Here is an 18920-nt window from a genome sequence, read left to right as displayed (position 1 = left end):
GAAAAGAGGTCCCCTCAGCATGAAACGAACACAGCCTTCTTTTTTGCAAGCCATGATGTTAATTATGTTATCCGTCGGCCTGATCAGCCATGTCCTGATTATCCCTGCCCTTCTGTCCTCGGCCAAAAGAGATGCGTGGATATCCGTTCTGTTGTCTGCAGGCCCGTATCTTTTATTCACCCTGATGCTTGCCTATGTCTCCCGTTTTCTCCAGCATCAAACTCTCCATGAATGGCTGACTTCCCATCTGGGCAAACCCCTTGGCCTGCTGTTTCGGATGGGAAACAGTCTCTTTTTTCTGTCCGTGATCTATCTCACCCTGCACGATACGACCACCTGGGCCAAAACCAACTATCTGACAGAGACACCGGTATTGGTTACAAGCATTGCCATCATGTCTCTCTGTGCATACGCTGCTTATAAAGGAATACGTTCTCTGGCATTTACAGCAGGGCTGATCCTGCCTCTGGTTGTCCTGCTTGGATTCTATGTCGCCATTGTAAATACACAATACAAGGATTACAGCCGTCTGCTACCTGTGCTTGAACATGGCTGGCACCCCGTGCTTCAAGGCATGGTCTACAGTCTTTCAGGCATGTTTGAGCTGCTTTTCATCTGGTACATACAGCCCCACCTCTCCAAAAGGATACGCGTGTGGCAGTATCTGATGCTCGCGTTGATTATTCTTGGGCTGACACTTGGCCCCCTCATTGGGGCTATCGTGGAATTTGACCCTTTTGAGGCTGCCAAAATGCGATATCCCGCTTTTGAGGAATGGCGAATTGCCTCCTTGGGTAAATACATCGCCCAGACAGATTTCTTTTCGATCTATCAGTGGCTTGCTGGATCTTTCACCCGAATTAGTCTTGCCATGTATATTATGGTAGAAATTTGGAATATTAAGAGCGCCACCAGAAGGCTCATCAGCTGTGTCGCGTTAGCTGTCTTCTTTATTTTCACCATGATGTACCGTCTGGATGACATGACGTTCGAGAAGCTGCTTGTCGGCTACATATTCCCGTTCAATCTCATGTATCTTAGTGGACTAGCGGTTATTGCAACGACAATTGCATTCATCAGTTCACGCCATCAGAGGAGGAAACATCATGGAGCACCATCCGATTGACACCACGTCCCATGAAACATTGCTTGCCTCTTTGAAGGATCAGTTCAACCCCTGCGCAGATGTTGTTATTCATACCTTTCCTGCCAAAGATGAAACTGATATGTCGGTGATTATGCTCTATTGCGACGGCTTGATCGATGGCAAACAACTCAACCAATTTATTATCCCCCGGCTGGAGCAGCATTCTCTACTTATAGAAGAAGCACATCCCCAAGAATTGGGATTAACATTGAATCCAATAGAAGATCTCGCCGATGCAGAGAATGTAAACCTTCTGATTTTCAGTGGACAATTACTTCTCATTTTCGGAAATGGTGATCAGTCCTGGAGTCTCGATATCGCGAGCATACCAGGCAGAAACCCTGAGGAATCAGCCATCGAATCATCCGTAAAAGGGCCTCGCGATGGATTCACCGAAGAGTTGAGCGTAAATATCGCACTCATTCGTAAACGCATGAAAACCTCTTCGATGTGTTATGAAAAATACGTTAAAGGCGGTCGAACACAGACCTCCATTGGTCTGTTGTATGTAAAAGACATCATTAATCCGGATATTCTGAAAGAAGCACGCCAAAATCTCGACAAGATTGAAATCGATGGCATTCTTGGTACCTCCATTATGGAACGGGCCGTGATGGGAGGCATTCGCAGCATTTTCCCGCTCACGGATAATACAGAGCGTCCTGATTATGTTGTCGATTCCCTATTAAATGGGCGTTTTGCCGTTTTAATTGAAGGTTCACCAGTCGCAGTCATTGCTCCAACTACCCTGTTCAATCAGTTGAAATCACCGGAAGACGAGAGTACGCCGTTTTTCATTGTAACTTTTGAACGGATTTTGCGCATTGCCGGGTTGCTGATCGCTTGTTTCTTTCCCGGATTCTATATCGGTTTGACCAGTTTCAATGTGGAGCAGATTCCGCTGCCTTTTCTGGCGACGATTGCCGGCACGAGGCTGGGTCTGCCCTTGCCGGTCACGCTGGAAGCATTTCTGATGATTTTTATGTTCGAGCTGTTCAATGAAGCTGGTCGGCGACTCCCTCGGGCACTGGGACAGACTGTCAGCGTGGTTGGCGGTCTTATTATCGGGGATGCCGCTATTCGCGCAGGGATTACTTCTCCCACCATCATTGTAACGGTAGCCATCTCAGTCATCTCGAGCTATATTCTGGTAAATACCGTGCTAAGCGGGGTTACTGCCCATGTCCGCATCGGGATGCTTGCGATCTCCTCCATCCTAGGACTTTTCGGTTTCATGATTGGGTTATTTGCTCTACTGGTGCACCTCGTCTCCTTGGAGTGTTATGGCGTATCATATCTGTCACCCGTATCTCCCTATATTCCTGGCGATTTCACCCAAACCATATCCATGCACCCTTCCATGAAACGGACCAAGCGTCCAGCAGCACTCCATACACAGGATTCCACCCGCCGGAGGAAACGCCCGTGACAAGATGGATGACTAAGGGGTGCTTGCTTATGAGCTGCTTCATCCTGCTGACCGGGTGTTGGGATTCCAAAGAGGTTCAGAGCATTAACTTTATCACGGGAATAGGGATAGATTATGCGGATAACCACTACATTGCTTATGCCCAATTGATTGATTTCTCCAGTATTGCCAAGCAGGAGGGTCCGACTTCCCGGGAAGCAAGTGATATCTGGGTGGGACGCGGCGAGGGCACGACGCTGAGCATGGCTATTAATGACCTATATCAAACATCACAACAGCAAACATTATGGACCCATGTAAAAGCGATCGTTTTATCGAAAAACGCCCTGGACGGGCGCCTGGAGGATATTTTTAATACACTGCTTCATTCAGGCCAGATGAGATATACACCTTGGATTTACGGTACGGACCATAACATTCCTGAAGTGCTCTCTTCCTCTGCATTGCTGAACCAATCTCCTCAGACCATCGAACTGTTTGAACCGATCAAGCTGTATAAGCAACAATCCACCTTCGAACCCATTCGGCTTCATCAGCTTCTTGACGGATTTCGGGAGCCAGCGTCAGTTATTCTTTTGCCGTCCATTTCGAACAAAAACCAGACCTGGTTCAACGGGAAGAAAGCCCCCCCACTTGTTAAAATGGATGGATTTTATGTGATTTCAAACGGCAAGAATCAGGGCAAAGTGGCAGGTAAGGAAGCAGACGGTACACGATTCGTTAATTATGATCACGTTTATCAGTACCCGTTGTACATTTACAAAAATGGAGCAAAGACTCCGGAGCTGACCCTGAGACTTAATAACCCGAAAACTACGATAAAGGCAAGGAAAGAAAGAGATGGTGTTATATTCGACCTGCAAACTTCTGTAAAAAGTTCCATTGTTGAGGAGCATGGGCCCCCCTGGTCTCTTCATTCCATGGAAAGAGATGCCGAAAAACAAATCGAGTCCGAAATCCGCGATACGTTTGAGAAAACTAAATCACGCAAGATTGATTCGTACGGTCTTGTAGAACACCTCTATCGTCATGATCTCGCCTTATGGAGACAGGTGTCCAAAAGGGCTAATCCTATTGAGCGGTTCAAGCTTGGGAAGGTGGAGGTCAAAGTGGACATCCTCAATGCCAGCACGTATAAATACAATGAGTAATGCACAAAGACGACCAGCCGCTTGTAATGGAATACAAGGTTACTGGTCGTCTTTGCTTTCTCCTATTGGTTGTCTAGTGGAAACGCCATGACACTCATCAGTGCCAGTTCGGGCTGGGTTGTATCCAAACGACTGTATTGAATGATAACAGGAACATTGCTGGAGACCGTAATTGCATAGGGTACTCCTACCGGGATAAGTTGCTCACCAGATCTCAGCGACGCTGTCCGGATATGCTTTGTTCTCCGTGCAGGCACCTCACTTACGATGTCTTCGAGCGGTTCCCTGTCTTCGAAGTATATCGTTATTTGCAGTTGTGCATCCGCTGTACCTGTATTTAAAACACAGATGCTCTCGTGACTCTCCAGTCTGCCCATGCTGTCTGGCGGAATGTACCCATCGGGAATCACCCAGTAGGTGTGGCCTGTCCCTGTGGAAGGTGTTTTATGTGCTGAAGCATTCGTCTGATCCTTTGTCAATGAATGTCCTCCTTTGCTAATGCAATAATTAGGTTAAACACGCGGGAGGCTCGCGGTGCGGGCGCTTCGCTCCCCCTGCTCCGATTCCCTCCTTCGCTGCAACGCTCGCCACAGCTTTTTAAAGGCTTACCTCAAATACATTTGCAGCGGCTGCAATCGCAGCTCGCGGATGGCTTCCGCCACCTGGGCAGCGAGGCGGTGGGCACCGCGCTCCTGAAAATGCGTGTTATCCTCCACGCCTGCTGGGAAGTTCACAAACTCACCCGGCAGCACCCACATAAAATCTTCCTTGCTGCCTTCAACTCCCGCCTGCTCGAACAGAAGACGGCTGCGCTCAGCCAGATCGATCAGCGGCACCCCTTCTTCCTCGGCCAGCTCACGCACAGCGACGATATAATCACCATGGGTGTCGGTCAATGTTCCGTCATCGGCGAAATATCGCCGATGCACAGGGGTCACGAGCACCGGATGGGCCTTGGCTTCGCGGGCAGCATCAATATACTTTTTCAGATATTGCTTATATGTTGTGAAAGGCTCCGTTCCCCGCTCAGGGCCCGGCTTCTCATCGTTATGTCCAAATTGAATAAACAGAAAATCTTCCGGCTTGATGTGCTCCATCATGGCGTCCAGCCTGCCTTCATTAATAAAGCTGCGGGAACTTCGGCCCGACTGGGCATGATTATCTACAGCCACATCATGCTTGAACTGCGCAGGCAACAACTGGCCCCATCCACAGTACGGATACCCACTCTCTGGCTGGTCAGTCACCGTGGAATCACCGGCGAGGAATACAGTCATGGTTTGATTCGCAAGCGTGATCTCCAATGCATTAACCCGCGGAGCGGGCCCCGAGAACGACAGTCTAAGCTTCCCGCCATGAACCACAACCGAGAACCGGACCTCTGCCCATTGCCCGGGAAGCGTGCGAATGGTTGGCAGCATTAATCTGCCTTCACCCGCCTTCACTCGGGTGATTGTTTCCGCCAGTTCATCTCCTGCTATAAGTAATACTTGATAGGTTCCATCGGGTACGTCAACGATGAAAGATGCCTTAAGCGGAATGCAGAAGCCTGATCGCAATCGTGCAAACCCGGTGGTCTTTCCCTGAGTTCCGTAATTTACCTTGCTGGTATTCGTCCCTTCGTCTTCACTAATCCGTTGTTTCTCATACACAAGAGAACCGGTTTCAAATCCATATCCACCTTGTTCTTCATAAACTGTGCCAGCGGATATGTTCAGATAACCCGCAGGGTAGTTCTCTATTCCCAAGTCCGGTCCAAAATTGAACCTCCAGGCGGTAACCGCCTCTTTCACGCCCTTTGCCGCTGCCTGTTCGGCAGCGGCCTGATCATCCTGGGCTCTATCCAATAGAAACAACCTCCTTGTTCAGCATCCGGCCATGGGTTTGATCCACGATTTTCTATTAACCTTTCAAACCGCTGGTGCTCATGCCCTGTACAATTTGTTTCTGGAAGATGAAGAATACGGCCACCACAGGTACGAGACTAACGATGGACATCGCAAACATCGCTCCCCAGTTGGAGGCAGATTCGCTATCCAGGAACATTTTCAACGCCATGGATACAGTATATTTCTCAGGCGAATTCAGATACAGCACCGGACCGAGCAAATCTTCCCATCTCCAGTAGAAGGAAAAGATTGCAGCTGTTGCGAGAGATGACTTGATAAGCGGCATAATAATCTGCACATATAACCTGAACTTATTACATCCATCAATCGTAGCTGCCTCATCCAACTCTTTCGGAATGGTACGAATGAACTGAACCATCAGGAAGATGAAGAACGGCATCCCGAAAAAGGTCGGTACAACAATCGGCAGAATGGTATTTAGCCATCCAAGCTTTGTAAAGATAATATATTGAGGTACAAGTACAACATCATGCGGCAACATCAGGGTCAGCATCATCAGGGAGAACCAGAAGTTACGCCCCTTGAAGTTGAGCCGTGCAAAACCGAAAGCGATCAACGACGAGGATAACACGGCACCAATCGTGGAAATGACCACGATAACTAAAGAGTTGGTAATGTAATCCATAAACGGTCTTCCGCCTGCACCTTTCCAACCATCCACATAGTTACTCCAAATCCATTCCGTGGGAAACAGGGACTCAGCAGTCACGAAGATGGTGCGGCTTTCCTTGAAGGAGCTGAACAGCATCCAAAGCACCGGATAGAGCATCAGGAGGGCCAAAGCTGCAACGAACAGATGATAAATGGGCCATTTTACATTTCTCCAAACCATCGTTACTTCCCTCCTTCGGATTCATAAAACACCCAAAACTTGGATGTCAGGAACACCGCGACTGTGAGTATACCGATCATAATAAGCATGATCCAAGCCATGGCCGAAGCATAACCCATGTTGTTAAACATAAAGGCCTGACGGAACAAATACAGCGAGTAGAGCATGGTACCGTCCATTGGACCGCCCTCTCCTTTGGAAATGATATATGCAGGTACGAAGGTCATGAATGCACCAATCGTTTGCATAATCAGGTTGAACAGGATGATTGGACTGAGCAGCGGTAGGGTGATACCGAAGAATTTGCGAATTGGGTTTGCCCCGTCCACACCTGCCGCCTCATACATCTCGGGTGAGATATTTTTCAGACCCGCCAGAAAGATGAGCATGGAAGATCCGAACTGCCAAACAGATAGAGAGATCAGCATAACCAAGGATGCATTCGGATCACCAAACCAACTGATTGGTCCAATTCCGATTGCCGTTAATGCACTGTTGATGACACCTTCATTACTAAAAAGATTACGCCACATAATCGATACGGCCACACTACCACCAATAATCGATGGCAGGTAGTACAAGGTACGATACGTTCCGACCATACGAGACCCCGTATTCAGGATCATGGCTACAAAGAGCGCAAAGACCAGCCTCAGCGGTACACCAATGAACACGTACAGGAACGTTACCTTCACCGAGTTCCAATACTTCGGATCATCAAAAAACATTTTGGTGTAGTTGTCCATCCCGATCCAGCGCGGGGAAGTGAACAGGTTATAACTCGTAAACGACATGTACAGGGATACAAACATCGGGATGAGTGTAAAGCCCAGAAAACCGATAATAAACGGACTTATAAATGCATACCCGGTTAAATTTCTGCGCAACGACGAATACTGCCTCAACGGAACGAACCTCCTTTATTGATCCGCTTGCTCCCCGCTGCCTGAATTCAAATCACTGGACGGGGAAAGGCCCTCGCGGTAAACGAGTAGCCCTATTCCCATCCATCCCGGAAGTGGGATGAGCAAGCAATCATTCAACTGTTATTTATTGTTGGCAAGAACAGATTCGGCGTTTTTGCGGAATGTCGCTGCTGCTTGTTCCGGTGTAATCTTGCCAAAGTTCAGTTCCTCTACGACATCCGCCAGAGAAGCGATAACTTCAGGTGAACCCACAGGTGGAGGTGGGCTCATTGGAGAGGCCTTTGGCTCCATGGCCGCTACAAAGTCAAATACCTGTTTCGTTGATTCACTCAACTCAGGCGCAATAGCTTCCTTGATTTTGCCGGAGATCGGCACACCACGCTCACCTTTGATCAGTTTGTTTGCTTCCACATCATTCACCCAGAAATCAATGAATTTGGCCGCTTCTTCCTTCACTTTCGAATTGGATGTTACAGCCCAATACATACTTGGCTGCATATAGAGTCCTTTTTCCATATCCGGTCCTGGCATTGGAGCAATCTCCAATGGACGGTTGGCTACCTGCTGCAAGGCTACAAATTGGTTCGACCACTGCCATACACCAATTCCTTTTTCTTTGACTAAATCCGATTCTTCAATAATGCCTTTCGTCTGGTTAGCCACATCCGGTGAAGGTGCTGCACCCTGCTCGATCATCCGACGCATTAATCCGAAGAACTCAACAAACAGTTTATCGTCGTCATAGCCAAGACCGGTTCCTTCTGCATTGTAAAGAGACAATCCTTTGGTCCGCAGGAAATAGTGGAAGAAAATATCCGGGGCAACGCCCCCATCCAGAAACAGTCCTTTGGCGGCTGTTTCCTTACCCAGTGCTTCGTAAGTTTCCCAAGTCAAATTTTCCGGGAATGTATCCACTCCTGCTTTTTTCAGCAAAGCCGGGTCATATTGGAAGCCCAATACGTTAACCCCTGCAGGTACACCGTATTGTTTATCATTGATTACTCCAGTGCTGATGACGTTTTCGGATACGTCGTCCACTTTGATCTGGTTGCCCAGGTAAGGCGCTAAATCCTCAAGCTGACCATTCTGCGCGTATTGGCTGATGTAGGAAATATCCATTTGGACAATGTCCGGCAGCTGATTCGCGGCAGCTTGTGGAGCAAGCTTTTTCCAGTAGTCGTCGAATGAGGCATATTCCACATCAATTTTGACATTCGGATTTTTTTCTTTGTACAAGTCAATGACCTTCTGTGTGTATTCGTGCCTTGCATCCGATCCCCACCACGCGATACGAAGTGTTACCGAATCATCCGCAGACGTTCCGCCCGATTCTCCGCTGCTGCTGCATGCCGTCGTTAATACCAGCAATGCCGCCATCATCAGGAATATTGCCTTTTTCACCATGCCAATCTCCCCTTTTATGTTGAAATGGTTGTGTGAACGAGTTACCCTTTAACTTCTGATAACGCTTTCACAAACTTTATATTGTCATTTTCGCAAATGTACGATCAGAGTTGAATACACAAAACCGTCTTGTTGGTTCAAAAAACAGAGGAGGACAACTGCACCCTATATGGTGCTGTTCGTCCTCCCCCATATCGACTACATGATCGGTAGTCAATTGTTATATGCCGATTCTACGGAATTCGGTCGGTGTCATACCGGTCCATTTTTTGAACACTTGGCTAAAATATTGCGAGTTGCCCCCGAAACCAAACAGTTCGGCAAGCTCAAATACCTTCACATCCCCACCTCTGCGAATATGATCGCAGGCTCGTTCAATACGCAAACGATTGACATAGTTGGAGAAGTTCTCGCCCGTCACTTTTTTAAAAATTTTACCGAGATAATCTGGATTCATATACAACATCTGGTGAGCGACTCCATTCAGGGAAAGATCCGCTTCCCCATAATGACGATCCACGATATCCATCATCTTCTCCACAGCAGAAGACTGGCGGCTAATATGGTTTTTGTAATAACCGGAGGTTAATCGGGCTGCACTGCTGGCGACAAAGGACTTCAAGCCAGACAACGTATCAATATGAGACAAATCTGCCATGCGCTGCGTGAACTCCGCCGCCTCCTCAGGTGGACAGACATGGATCATGGCGGAATACAGCTGCACCACATAAGAACGGGTAATCCCAATTTCAAGCTGTTGGCCGGACAGAAGATCAAACAAACGATCCACTTCAGCTGCGGCTTCCTCTGTGTTGCCTGACTTAATTAACTGGCACAGCTGCTCTGCATCCTGCTCAACATGCACCCCGTCGCATTCCCCGGCCAGCTCCAGATCACTTTTGGTAATCAACTTGCCTTCACCGATAAAAAAGCGGTGATTCAGACATTGCAGCGCCTCCCGAAACAAACGCCGGGACTGAATCATTCGATCCGCTTCACTGAGTGCAGCCGTGACTTCCAACTTGTACAGTCTCGTAAAGGCAGCCCGCACTTCCTCGATGCTCGCCTTCAGCCTCGCAGGATCGGCAGCGTCAGCTAGCAGAATTAACAGCTTGCCTTCAATAGTGGTGCTTAACAGAACATGAGGCAGCAGATCACTGGCAATATTTTTGATCGCAAACAGGTGACTATAATCATGTTCATCCGCAATCCGGAACAGCAGCAGTCGAACTTCGTTAGCCTCAAGTTCAAGATCAAACAGCTCCTGGTAATACTCCAAGTCGACCGGACCATAGGTCCGGTTGGTCATAAACTCCAGCAGGAACTGCTCCTTCACATGTGGAAGCACACGCTGCAGCCGTTGTTTCATTTCTCCTGCCACATGTTCCTTCACCTGAGCATCCTGCTGTTCCTGAAGCAGTTCAGCCAAAGCATCATGAATCTGGTTCTCATTACACGGTTTGAGCAGATAATGCTTTACCCCATATTGCATGGCCCGGCGGGCATATTCGAACTCCTTATAACCGGATAACATGATAAAGCGAAGTCCAGGATAAGCTTCGGACGCCTTTTCAATTAGTCCAAGACCATCCAGACCCGGCATGGATATATCCGTAATGATAATATCCGGTCTGGACTGACTGATTTTGTCCAGTGCCTCAATTCCGTTTCTCGCGGTATCCACCAGCTCTGTTCCCGCTGCGGCCCAGTCCACGACTTGCGAAATTCCCTCCAGAATGACACGTTCATCATCTACGAGCATCACTTTGTACATCGTCATCGTCCTCTCTAATCCAAGGTATTCTGATCGATACTACGGTCCCTGAGCCGGGATTGCTGCTCATGATCATTTCGCCTTCGTCGCCAAAGGTCAATCTGATCCGTTCCTTGATGTTCGACAGCCCGATCCCCTGTCCCCTCGTCTGTATTCGTCCTTCTTGCAACTGCTCCAGAAATTCCGGAGTCATGCCTGGACCATCGTCTTCCACTTCAATAACAACGTTGTCTCCATCCGCTCTGGCCCTGATCCGAATCCGGCATGGGTCAATACTTGGCTCCAATGCATAATGAATTGCGTTCTCAACCAATGGCTGCAAAGTTAATTTCGGAATGCGGGCCGTCCCCACTTCAGGAGCAATGTCCATCTCAAAATCAAGTCTTTCCTCAAATCGCGTGCGTTGGATGGTCACATAACTGCGGACGATATCAAGCTCTCTTTCCAGCGTGATCCACTTCTCGGACATGTTCACCGAGCTGCGCAGCAAAAATCCGAGAGCTTCAACCATTTCGGAAATCTGGTGCTGTTTCTGTACTTTGGCCAGCCAATTGATCGATTCCAGTGTGTTATATAGAAAATGTGGATTAATCTGTGCCTGAAGCGCTTTCAATTCTGTTTCACGAATCACCAGTTGCTTTGCATAATTCTCATCAATGAGTTCACGTATCCGCTGTAACATCATCTTGAACGTGCGATGCAGCAATCCGACCTCATTTTGTGAAGATTCCGGAACGTTGCCAAGTGCAGCTTCTTCCAGTTTGTCGAGGTCCCCTTTTTCAATATTGCGCATTTTCTTGATCAACTGGGCGATGGGCTGGGTAATGCTTCTGGACAACTTCGCCCCAAATACAAGTGCCGCTAGGAAAATCATGATAAAAATAACCGTCACCAACTGTTTGACAAACTGGATCTGTTTAAACATCTGATCAAAGGGGGTCATGTACAGATACACCCAATCCGTATAGGATGAATGCGCACGGGCAACGAAATTTCTCCCCTTCTCAAACATCGCAATCCCGTAAGGCTGGGTACGCTTCAATTCCGAATTGAGCTCTTCTTCACTTACCGTGGATTGCGTGGGATAGATCACTTCCCGGCCATCTGTAATTAATAGCTGTGAATCCTCTGCCGGGTGCTGCATCTGGTCCTGAACAATCCGATCCAGTCGTACACGAATAACGAGTGTACCAAGCTTCTCCAGCGTGAATGCTCCACCGGTAAAGGACTTCACCTGTCTCACAGACAGCAGTCTCGCTTGTTGATCTCCACTCGTGTACCAGACGTTGGAACCTGAATATTCCTGCCCTAGGGCAACCAATTCCTTTTGCTGTGCCCCAGAGATTCCCTCCCGGTTCCCAGCCGCCATAATATTATTATCATTATCGATAAAAATCATGGAATAGACATATTTCTCTGAGCCGGCATAAGCCACTAACCTATTGGTAATTTTTTTACGCAGCCCATTTTGCTCATATCCCGTCTCGGCTTTTCCTAACTGGAGAAGGTATTGCTGGAGCGGCTCATCAGACATGACTTTAAAGGATAGATTAGAGATTTCGCGCAGCTGATTCTCAATGCCTACGGAAGACATATTAAGTACCTGTGACGATTTCTCATAGATCTGTCGATCATAGATTCTGAACACATATCCGAGGACAGATACATAGAACGTGAAACTGATCAACATCAAAAGTCCGATGAGAAGAATGGTTTTGTGATGAATGGGCAATGTCGTGAAAGCGTTCTTAATTTTTCTCATCCAAAGCGCTCCTTTGGCTTGCGAAGGGTGCTGTTATTCGAAATGGTTTTCGATCTGCTGTAAGTTATTTTCATATTTACACATCCATGGTCAGATGACAAGCCATATTTATGCAACATGTGAGTCATTTTCGAAGGGTAGCGTATTTCATTCCCATGGGAATTATAGTAATTTTAATTAAAATGCTCCTTAAGGAGAAATTATGAATTCTACCCATTTGCTTATTCTCTTTATTTTGCTACTTTTTCTTTTCCTATCACTAAATGAAATCATTAAGTTTATAGCTCGCAAAGATAAAGAATCGCCCCCGCCAGTAAACGTAAGACTTTGGCTTGTTCCTTTGTTATCTCTATTGATCATTGTTCCTGTTGCTTTTTTCACAATATTATATAGTTTGTTTTTTTATACTTTTGGTGGAATGAGTAATTCGTTATATTTTGAACAGATTGGTGATGGGATTATATTTTCTGTATTTATTTTAATTGGCTTTATATTATTTGAAACACTTTTCCATCCTATTATCATTGCTGCCCTGAACTATGGTATACAAAGACGGGTTTCAGTTTATACCAGAAACTCTGTCACCATAATAATCGACGGTATCATTATTTATTTTTTGGGGTCCATCTTTGAAGGGGTATATATCCAAGATTTCTGGTCAGCTCTATCCATTTCAGTTTTATATCATATTATGGAATGGATATTCACTTGGATTCACCATATTTACAAAAAGAGGAAAAATAGTACGACCTTATAGTTTTATTTAGTTCCAATAAACAAGAATGCCAGTCCCTTCCTGATCATAAAGGAAGGGACTGGCATTCTCATTTTAACATCGTTTCGTATTCACAAACCTTATTTAATTAATACATACGTTTTACGGATTCACAAAAACGGTTTTCAGCTTGGCTACATACTGTACATCAAAACCAAGACCCTCGGCTACCATAGCAAGAGGTACATAGGTTTTGGACTCTTTACCAACCTTATTCAGGAATGCAGGTGTATCCACAGCTACGGATGCGCCATTCACCTGAACGGCCGTGGCACCGATCTTCACGGCAACCTTCCGGTCTCCGTATGTAATGGTTGCAGTTGAGGTTTTATTATCCCATACCGTGGTTGCGCCAACAGCGTTCACGATATCCTGGATCGCCACAAAGTTTTTGCCATTGCGGATGATTGGTTTGTACGGTGTATCCAGCGTTTTGCCACTGACGATAATATTCATCGGTTGACCTGCTGCAGGAGCAGCCAGCTTGGTGTAATCGCCCCAGATGGTTTCTGCAAACACTTTGGCAATCGCTTCATAACCCAACTGATTCGGATGGAAATCGCGATCCTTAATCATGTGAGTCATCGTGCCTTCACCGCCTACAAATTCCTTTGCAACATGAGCCACTTTTACGTCGATCCCTTTAGTGGAAAATTCAGTCGCAATACGATCAATGGTTGCAGTGAATCCCTGAGAGGCTTCCATCAGTTTCGCATAAAGCTCCTTACCAGCTACTTCTGGCATAGGTTGGTATTGATCTGCGATTACGATTTTGGCATTGGGATTAATCTCATGAATATCATTAATCACAGCGCTAACATTTGCTGTATAGGAAGATAGTAATTCCTTTACTTTTGCTTCCATTTCCGCATCACTTAGTTTATCTGCTGTACCGAGCAACTCGGATACATCATTACCTCCAATCGTGATTGCAACGAGATTAGCCCCGGCTACATTCTCCCGAATGGCAGCAATATTGGCACCTACTTGTCCTGCTCTTGGATCAGGAAGAGAAGGTTGGATCGCTTCGGATGTGATTGCTTTAATTTCCTTCATCGCATCTGCAAAATTTTTCAGACCCGTGCTCTTCAAGCCCGCAATCCCATAGTTGTCCACCTTGGTACGTCCATGAAGCAGGCCTTGTTGTTGCAACCGTTCTACATAACCATAAGGCAGTTCTTTCAGGTTAGGCTCATAGCCGACGGTAATAGAATCCCCCAAAGTGACAATGCGGAATTCTTTGGTTAACGCGATTGCATCTTTCTTTGCAGACAGGGATGCTTCGGTTTTACCAGCTGGCAATGCGATAGAGCTGTTATCTGCGGCTTGCGCAGGCTGTGCGGAAGATGCCAGCAACAACATACCCGCCAGCATGCTGGCTGTTAAACCTGCCGCTGTATTGCTCCATATACGTTTACGCTTCATTCTTGGAACACTCCTTATTCTCGTATCTATAAAATAAAATGACATACACTGTTCACTCTGATGACAGAAGTTCGTGTAACTCTATTCTAACATTATTAAAGGGGCGCTGTCGTCTGTACGAAAAAGGAGGCGCTCACCTAAAAGGGGCTTCCCGTCATATTCATGACGATTGGAAAGCCCCTTCGTTTACCACAGATCAAAAGCTAATCTGTCAAGATTTCGGTTTCTCCAAGTCTTCTGGATCTGAATCAATCGTGTCTGTATCCGGCTTGTTCCCGGCAGAACGTTCGATATAACGATCATAACGATCATCCACTTCTCGGGCCATATCCCGGAACTTCAACGTTTCCTCGACAATCGGGTCCCGTTCTGTCTGGATGCGCACCTCGTACTTGGGAGGAATCAGCTGGCGTTCACGCTTGTCAGCATCGCCGGACTCCTCCATGTCCCCTTCAGTCAGCATATCACTCAAACGTCGTTCCAGTTCTTTGGATTCATCCATTGTTGTTCGCTCCTTAAATTAAAGTCACATATGCACTAACCTTACTATTGTACTTTCACTTCGTTGACAGAACAATCTCCCGATCGCTGTTATCCCCAGATTTCCTTGATTCCCTTTTCCAAGGGAGAAATCCGGTGATAAAGGCTAGCGCTCCGCTTCTTCAGATTTGTTCAGTCCCCTCCGTTTAATGTACAATTTCAAATTTTTCAAGCATTGATGAGTTGAATAAACTCACTCACTCCAAACCGGTTGCGTTTGCTTCCTTCAGCACATCAGTCAATGCATCATGAATCTTGCCATTGCTGGCAACCACATGACTCACGGACAGCTGGTAAGGCGTCCCCACGGTATCGGTAACCTTGCCGCCGGATTCCTCAACCAGCAGTGCACCTGCGGCGATATCCCATGGCTTCAGACCAACTTCGGTATAAGCGCTGAGGCGACCCGCTGCAACATATGCCAAATGCAGGGCGGCAGAACCGCCTGCCCGCAGACTGCGCACTTGCGGCGCAAGTGCCTGGACAGCGGCCATATTAATCGGCAACGCGTAGGTCGTATCCGCTGGGAAGCCAACCGCGATCAGGCTCTGGGCCAGTTCCTGTTCACCAGACACAACCATGCGGTTTCCGTGGACGTAGGCGCCTTTTCCTTTTTCTGCAACAAACATTTCGTCACGGGAAGGATCGTAAATTACCCCCACAATCACCTCACCGTTATGGGCCAAAGCAATGGATACCGAATAGAACGGAAAACCGTGTACAAAGTTCGTCGTTCCGTCCACCGGGTCCACAATCCAGAGGAACTCTTCTTCCTCCGCTTCTTTCAGCGCTTTCGCCGAAGCTTCCGGTCCCGGTTCAACGCCTTCTTCACCCAGGATGGCATGATGGGGAAAATGCGTCAGAATCAGGCGGCGGATCATCTGTTCCGCTCCTTTATCGACTTCGGTAACGAGATCCTGCGGTGAATACTTGGTTCCGGGTTCCCCCACCGTTCCGAGACGGCTCTTGATCCACTCTCCAGCTTTGGAAGCTGCATTAATGGCAACGGCAGTATAGCTTTTGCTTGTCACGACATAAGGTGTTTTTTCCTTCTCATTCAAAGCGTTCACTCTACTTTCTATATCAATCTACGAAAAGTTGAAATACTTGTTAAAAGTATACGCCCCAAGGGTCGTAAAGTTTCCCGCTGCCCAGGCCCCTTTTGGCTCTACGGATGAATGATAACCGTCGACTCGTCCACCCATTCCACACCCTCTTTGTGATAGAATGCTAGCTTCTGCATCAACTGCACCAGAGCTTCATCCTTGCGCTTGGCCTCAATCATCACATCAAGAGCCGGCGTACCTGCTGCAATATGACGTAAGAAATCGAGCAACGGCTCCACCTCTACACTATCAGCATGACCACGAAGGTCCTTCTCACTCTTTGGACTGGAGACGTGAATTTTGGGTGGCAGCGGCTTGTCTGCCGGTGAATCCGCTTGGGCAAGCGGGGACTCCCAGGTCTTCAATATATCAGGCCAGAGCTCCCACGGCTGTTCGCCTTCATTGTTTACCCATTGATGATGGATATCCAATACCATGGGCAGTCCCAAACGCTGACATACCGCAAGGGTCTCGGATGCATTGAACGTTTTGTCGTCATTTTCAAGCGTCATCCGCTCCTGAATATCCCGATCCAGCTTCAGAAAATTTTCTTCAAAGCGCAGCGCTGCACTAGGCTTATCCCCGTATGCACCACCAATATGTATATTGTTCTTGGCAGTGGCATTCAGGCCCATGGCATCCAGCATCCGTACATGATGCCGAAGGTCCCGCATGGAGTTGCGCAACACTTCCTCCCTTGGCGTACTGAGTACGGTAAAATGATCCGGATGGAAGGATACACGCATCTCGTTCGCCTTCACAAAATCACCAATTGCAGCAAAGTCCTGCTTGAGCGCGGGAAAAGGGTCCCAATCACTCAAATCCTCATGAGTTGCCAGCGGAATTAATTTGGAAGAGAAACGATATACATGAATATGGCTACCTTTGTTGTGTCTGAGCAAACGTAATGTATTATGCAAGTTCTCGGCCGCAATCCGTTCCAGCTTGCGAATCGCCGCTTCCCTGTCATCGATTTTTTTAAAACTGGACATGGTCATCGTCCGGGAAGGTGAAGCATTCTCCACAAGCACAGACATCGCTACATAGCCAAAACGTACGAGCATGAATTTCTTCCTCTCTATTAAGGCGGGATTCCTTCCGGCATATAAAGCCGACAGTCTTCCCTTCACTGTATATAACCAAGTTTTACCCTAAAAGAGTGACCATAATCGTTATTTGAGCAAATCCGTCCACCGTTTCACTTCAAATGTAACAATCTATCCCTGGGCCTGCTCACCAAAGAACATCTCATCTGCGAGCGCGGTCTGAATGCGTGATTCTTCCTCGTTCAGTTTGCGGATCAATTGCATCTCCACTTCGGTCACTTCCTGACCCTGGAAGTTAATCTCTGCAATGGAGACTACAATTTTTACGATGGCTACGGCCACGTTATCCGGTGTGTACGCAATGACTTTCTGTCCGGTAGGAAATACACGAAAGCCTTGTTTGACCATTTTGCCACGGCCGTATTCAAGCAATTCGAACAACTCTTGTTCATTCTTGAATTTGCATACGGAATTGAATTCAGTCTGAAATCCCATTCATACCCCTCCTTGTATTATCGTCCTCAGGCTATGCCTGTACGCCGTTCTCATAGTTCAGCGCCTGCTTGCGGTTGTAGCGTTCCAAGGCCAGCTCAATCATGCGATCCAGCAGTTCGGCATACGATACACCTGTCTCACGCCACAAGAGCGGATACATGCTGTATGGAGTGAAACCTGGCATGGTGTTTACTTCATTAATAAGCAATGCCCCATCCGATTTGCGAATGAAAAAGTCTGCACGGGAGATACCATTGCCTTCAATCGCGCGAAATGCCTGCAATGCGGCCTCACGGATGCGATCTGCGGCTTCCGGGTCGAGCGGAGCAGGAATCAGCATCTGTGACTGCCCATCAATATATTTGGCTGCATAGTCATAATATTCACCGGAAGATACGATTTCTCCTGGTACGGATGCCATCGGTTCGTCATTGCCAAGCACACTGACTTCAACTTCACGCGCTTCTACAAACTCCTCAATGACAACCTTCGTATCATAACGAAGTGCGAACTCCACTGCCGTCTTCAGCTCATCCCGATTGCGCGCTTTCGAGATCCCTACGCTGGAGCCAAGATTGGCCGGCTTAATGAAACAAGGATAACCAAGTTCATCCTCCACCTGTACAATCATTTCATATTCGGACTGCTTCCACTGTGTTGCGTTAAAATAGGTAAAGGCACATTGGTCGATTCCGGCCTGTGCGAACAGCTTTTTCATGACCACTTTGTCCATGCCGCCTGCCGAAGCCAGTACACCTGCCCCAACATAAGGCATATCCGCCATCTCGAACATGCCCTGAATGGTACCATCCTCACCAAACGTACCGTGCAGCAGCGGGAACATCACGTCCATCGCCTCTTCTCCGCCATATAAACGGCCAAACAGCGCGTTCAGCGCTTCCTGGGTTCCACCCGACGCCTGCTCCAGCTTCAAATCTTCAATCTGCGCGAATGGCGCATGCATTACGGATCCTTTTTTCCACGTACCCTGCTTGGAGATGAAAAAAGGAACCAGTTCATACTTTTCATAATCAAATGCATTTGTTACAGCAAACGCCGTTTGCAGCGATACCTCATGCTCGCCTGACTTGCCGCCGTAAACGACGCCTACTTTTAATTTATCCATACTCATGCGTAACCTCCGATTATCTGTGCATGATGCTGTCATCTCTGCATGCTCAGCACCACTTTTATTCTG

At 47.4% G+C, this 18920-nt stretch carries 17 protein-coding genes; 4 read left to right on the top strand and 13 right to left on the bottom strand.

The features are described 5' to 3' along the window. The first annotated feature begins 19 nt into the window (after window positions 1-19). From JNUCC31_RS18425 to JNUCC31_RS18415, 3 genes are read left to right on the top strand one after another with little or no spacing between them, the layout of a single operon-like run. Window positions 20-1126 carry a GerAB/ArcD/ProY family transporter gene (locus JNUCC31_RS18425; RefSeq protein WP_192263154.1) on the top strand — a complete coding sequence of 369 codons (1107 nt, stop codon included), beginning with the start codon at window positions 20-22 and terminating at the stop codon, window positions 1124-1126. Further along, complete coding sequence (locus tag JNUCC31_RS18420) at window positions 1107-2576, top strand: spore germination protein (RefSeq protein ID WP_192263152.1); 1470 nt, start codon at window positions 1107-1109, stop codon at window positions 2574-2576. Before JNUCC31_RS18425 ends, JNUCC31_RS18420 begins: the two co-directional genes overlap by 20 nt. 8 nt (window positions 2577-2584) lie before the next feature. Further along, a complete protein-coding gene (locus JNUCC31_RS18415) occupies window positions 2585-3727 on the top strand; it encodes a Ger(x)C family spore germination protein (RefSeq protein ID WP_228469753.1) in 1143 nt (380 codons plus the stop codon). A gap of 62 nt (window positions 3728-3789) precedes the next feature. On the opposite strand, the gene JNUCC31_RS18410 is transcribed toward JNUCC31_RS18415, so the two are convergent. From JNUCC31_RS18410 to JNUCC31_RS18380, 7 genes are all read right to left on the bottom strand, one after another. After that, a complete protein-coding gene (locus JNUCC31_RS18410) occupies window positions 3790-4206 on the bottom strand; it encodes a sensory rhodopsin transducer (RefSeq protein WP_192263148.1) in 417 nt (138 codons plus the stop codon). Between the two features lie 126 nt (window positions 4207-4332). Further along, window positions 4333-5520 (bottom strand): rhamnogalacturonan acetylesterase, encoded by a 1188-nt coding sequence (locus tag JNUCC31_RS18405; RefSeq protein ID WP_416234449.1) that lies wholly within the window; start codon window positions 5518-5520, stop codon window positions 4333-4335. A gap of 109 nt (window positions 5521-5629) precedes the next feature. Further along, on the bottom strand, window positions 5630-6469 hold the full coding sequence (locus JNUCC31_RS18400) for a carbohydrate ABC transporter permease (protein ID WP_192263144.1): 840 nt from the start codon (window positions 6467-6469) through the stop codon (window positions 5630-5632). Between the two features lie 2 nt (window positions 6470-6471). After that, window positions 6472-7374 carry a carbohydrate ABC transporter permease gene (locus JNUCC31_RS18395; RefSeq protein ID WP_062326210.1) on the bottom strand — a complete coding sequence of 301 codons (903 nt, stop codon included), beginning with the start codon at window positions 7372-7374 and terminating at the stop codon, window positions 6472-6474. Window positions 7375-7515: 141 nt separating this feature from the next. Then, complete coding sequence (locus JNUCC31_RS18390) at window positions 7516-8799, bottom strand: ABC transporter substrate-binding protein (protein ID WP_192263142.1); 1284 nt, start codon at window positions 8797-8799, stop codon at window positions 7516-7518. 220 nt (window positions 8800-9019) lie between these two features. Continuing rightward, window positions 9020-10573, bottom strand: a complete 1554-nt coding sequence (locus JNUCC31_RS18385; protein ID WP_192263140.1) for a response regulator transcription factor — start codon at window positions 10571-10573, stop codon at window positions 9020-9022. Continuing rightward, the gene (locus JNUCC31_RS18380) at window positions 10548-12335 is read right to left on the bottom strand and encodes a sensor histidine kinase (protein WP_192263138.1); all 1788 of its coding nucleotides are present in this window, start codon (window positions 12333-12335) and stop codon (window positions 10548-10550) included. The genes JNUCC31_RS18385 and JNUCC31_RS18380 overlap by 26 nt, the downstream gene beginning before the upstream one ends. A 202-nt stretch (window positions 12336-12537) precedes the next feature. Between JNUCC31_RS18380 and JNUCC31_RS18375 the strand changes: the two genes are divergently transcribed. After that, entirely contained in the window at window positions 12538-13092 is a 555-nt protein-coding gene (locus tag JNUCC31_RS18375; RefSeq protein WP_192263136.1) for a hypothetical protein, read from the top strand. Between the two features lie 120 nt (window positions 13093-13212). Here JNUCC31_RS18375 and JNUCC31_RS18370 read toward each other — a convergent pair whose 3' ends face one another. From JNUCC31_RS18370 to JNUCC31_RS18345, 6 genes are all read right to left on the bottom strand, one after another. After that, complete coding sequence (locus JNUCC31_RS18370) at window positions 13213-14535, bottom strand: SGNH/GDSL hydrolase family protein (RefSeq protein ID WP_192263134.1); 1323 nt, start codon at window positions 14533-14535, stop codon at window positions 13213-13215. 211 nt (window positions 14536-14746) lie between these two features. Continuing rightward, a complete protein-coding gene (locus JNUCC31_RS18365; RefSeq protein ID WP_192263133.1) occupies window positions 14747-15037 on the bottom strand; it encodes a hypothetical protein in 291 nt (96 codons plus the stop codon). 235 nt (window positions 15038-15272) lie between these two features. Then, window positions 15273-16136, bottom strand: coding sequence for an inositol monophosphatase family protein (locus JNUCC31_RS18360; protein ID WP_416234318.1), 864 nt, complete (start codon window positions 16134-16136; stop codon window positions 15273-15275). Between the two features lie 107 nt (window positions 16137-16243). Then, complete coding sequence (gene uvsE, locus JNUCC31_RS18355; protein WP_192263129.1) at window positions 16244-17245, bottom strand: UV DNA damage repair endonuclease UvsE; 1002 nt, start codon at window positions 17243-17245, stop codon at window positions 16244-16246. 153 nt (window positions 17246-17398) lie between these two features. After that, window positions 17399-17722, bottom strand: coding sequence for a hypothetical protein (locus JNUCC31_RS18350; protein ID WP_053779624.1), 324 nt, complete (start codon window positions 17720-17722; stop codon window positions 17399-17401). Between the two features lie 31 nt (window positions 17723-17753). Continuing rightward, window positions 17754-18854: a D-alanine--D-alanine ligase gene (locus JNUCC31_RS18345; RefSeq protein ID WP_192263127.1), complete on the bottom strand. Its 1101-nt coding sequence runs from the start codon at window positions 18852-18854 to the stop codon at window positions 17754-17756. Between the last annotated feature and the right edge of the window lie 66 nt (window positions 18855-18920).

The sequence above is a fragment of the Paenibacillus sp. JNUCC-31 genome, assembly GCF_014844075.1.
In the GTDB taxonomy this organism is placed as follows: Bacteria; Bacillota; Bacilli; order Paenibacillales; family Paenibacillaceae; genus Paenibacillus.
This window is presented reverse-complemented; position numbering and strand designations above follow the sequence as displayed.

What these genes read in the sequence shown, in the direction of transcription:
- JNUCC31_RS18385 (WP_192263140.1), bottom strand. Translation starts at nt 10,573, where the DNA reads ATGTACAAAGTGATGCTCGTAGATGATGAACGTGTCATTCTGGAGGGA.
- JNUCC31_RS18380 (WP_192263138.1), bottom strand. Translation starts at nt 12,335, where the DNA reads ATGAGAAAAATTAAGAACGCTTTCACGACATTGCCCATTCATCACAAA.
- JNUCC31_RS18365 (WP_192263133.1), bottom strand. Translation starts at nt 15,037, where the DNA reads ATGGATGAATCCAAAGAACTGGAACGACGTTTGAGTGATATGCTGACT.
- JNUCC31_RS18390 (WP_192263142.1), bottom strand. Translation starts at nt 8,799, where the DNA reads ATGGTGAAAAAGGCAATATTCCTGATGATGGCGGCATTGCTGGTATTA.
- JNUCC31_RS18420 (WP_192263152.1), top strand. Translation starts at nt 1,107, where the DNA reads ATGGAGCACCATCCGATTGACACCACGTCCCATGAAACATTGCTTGCC.
- uvsE (WP_192263129.1), bottom strand. Translation starts at nt 17,245, where the DNA reads ATGCTCGTACGTTTTGGCTATGTAGCGATGTCTGTGCTTGTGGAGAAT.
- JNUCC31_RS18375 (WP_192263136.1), top strand. Translation starts at nt 12,538, where the DNA reads ATGAATTCTACCCATTTGCTTATTCTCTTTATTTTGCTACTTTTTCTT.
- JNUCC31_RS18350 (WP_053779624.1), bottom strand. Translation starts at nt 17,722, where the DNA reads ATGGGATTTCAGACTGAATTCAATTCCGTATGCAAATTCAAGAATGAA.
- JNUCC31_RS18415 (WP_228469753.1), top strand. Translation starts at nt 2,585, where the DNA reads ATGACTAAGGGGTGCTTGCTTATGAGCTGCTTCATCCTGCTGACCGGG.
- JNUCC31_RS18425 (WP_192263154.1), top strand. Translation starts at nt 20, where the DNA reads ATGAAACGAACACAGCCTTCTTTTTTGCAAGCCATGATGTTAATTATG.
- JNUCC31_RS18400 (WP_192263144.1), bottom strand. Translation starts at nt 6,469, where the DNA reads ATGGTTTGGAGAAATGTAAAATGGCCCATTTATCATCTGTTCGTTGCA.
- JNUCC31_RS18370 (WP_192263134.1), bottom strand. Translation starts at nt 14,535, where the DNA reads ATGAAGCGTAAACGTATATGGAGCAATACAGCGGCAGGTTTAACAGCC.
- JNUCC31_RS18345 (WP_192263127.1), bottom strand. Translation starts at nt 18,854, where the DNA reads ATGAGTATGGATAAATTAAAAGTAGGCGTCGTTTACGGCGGCAAGTCA.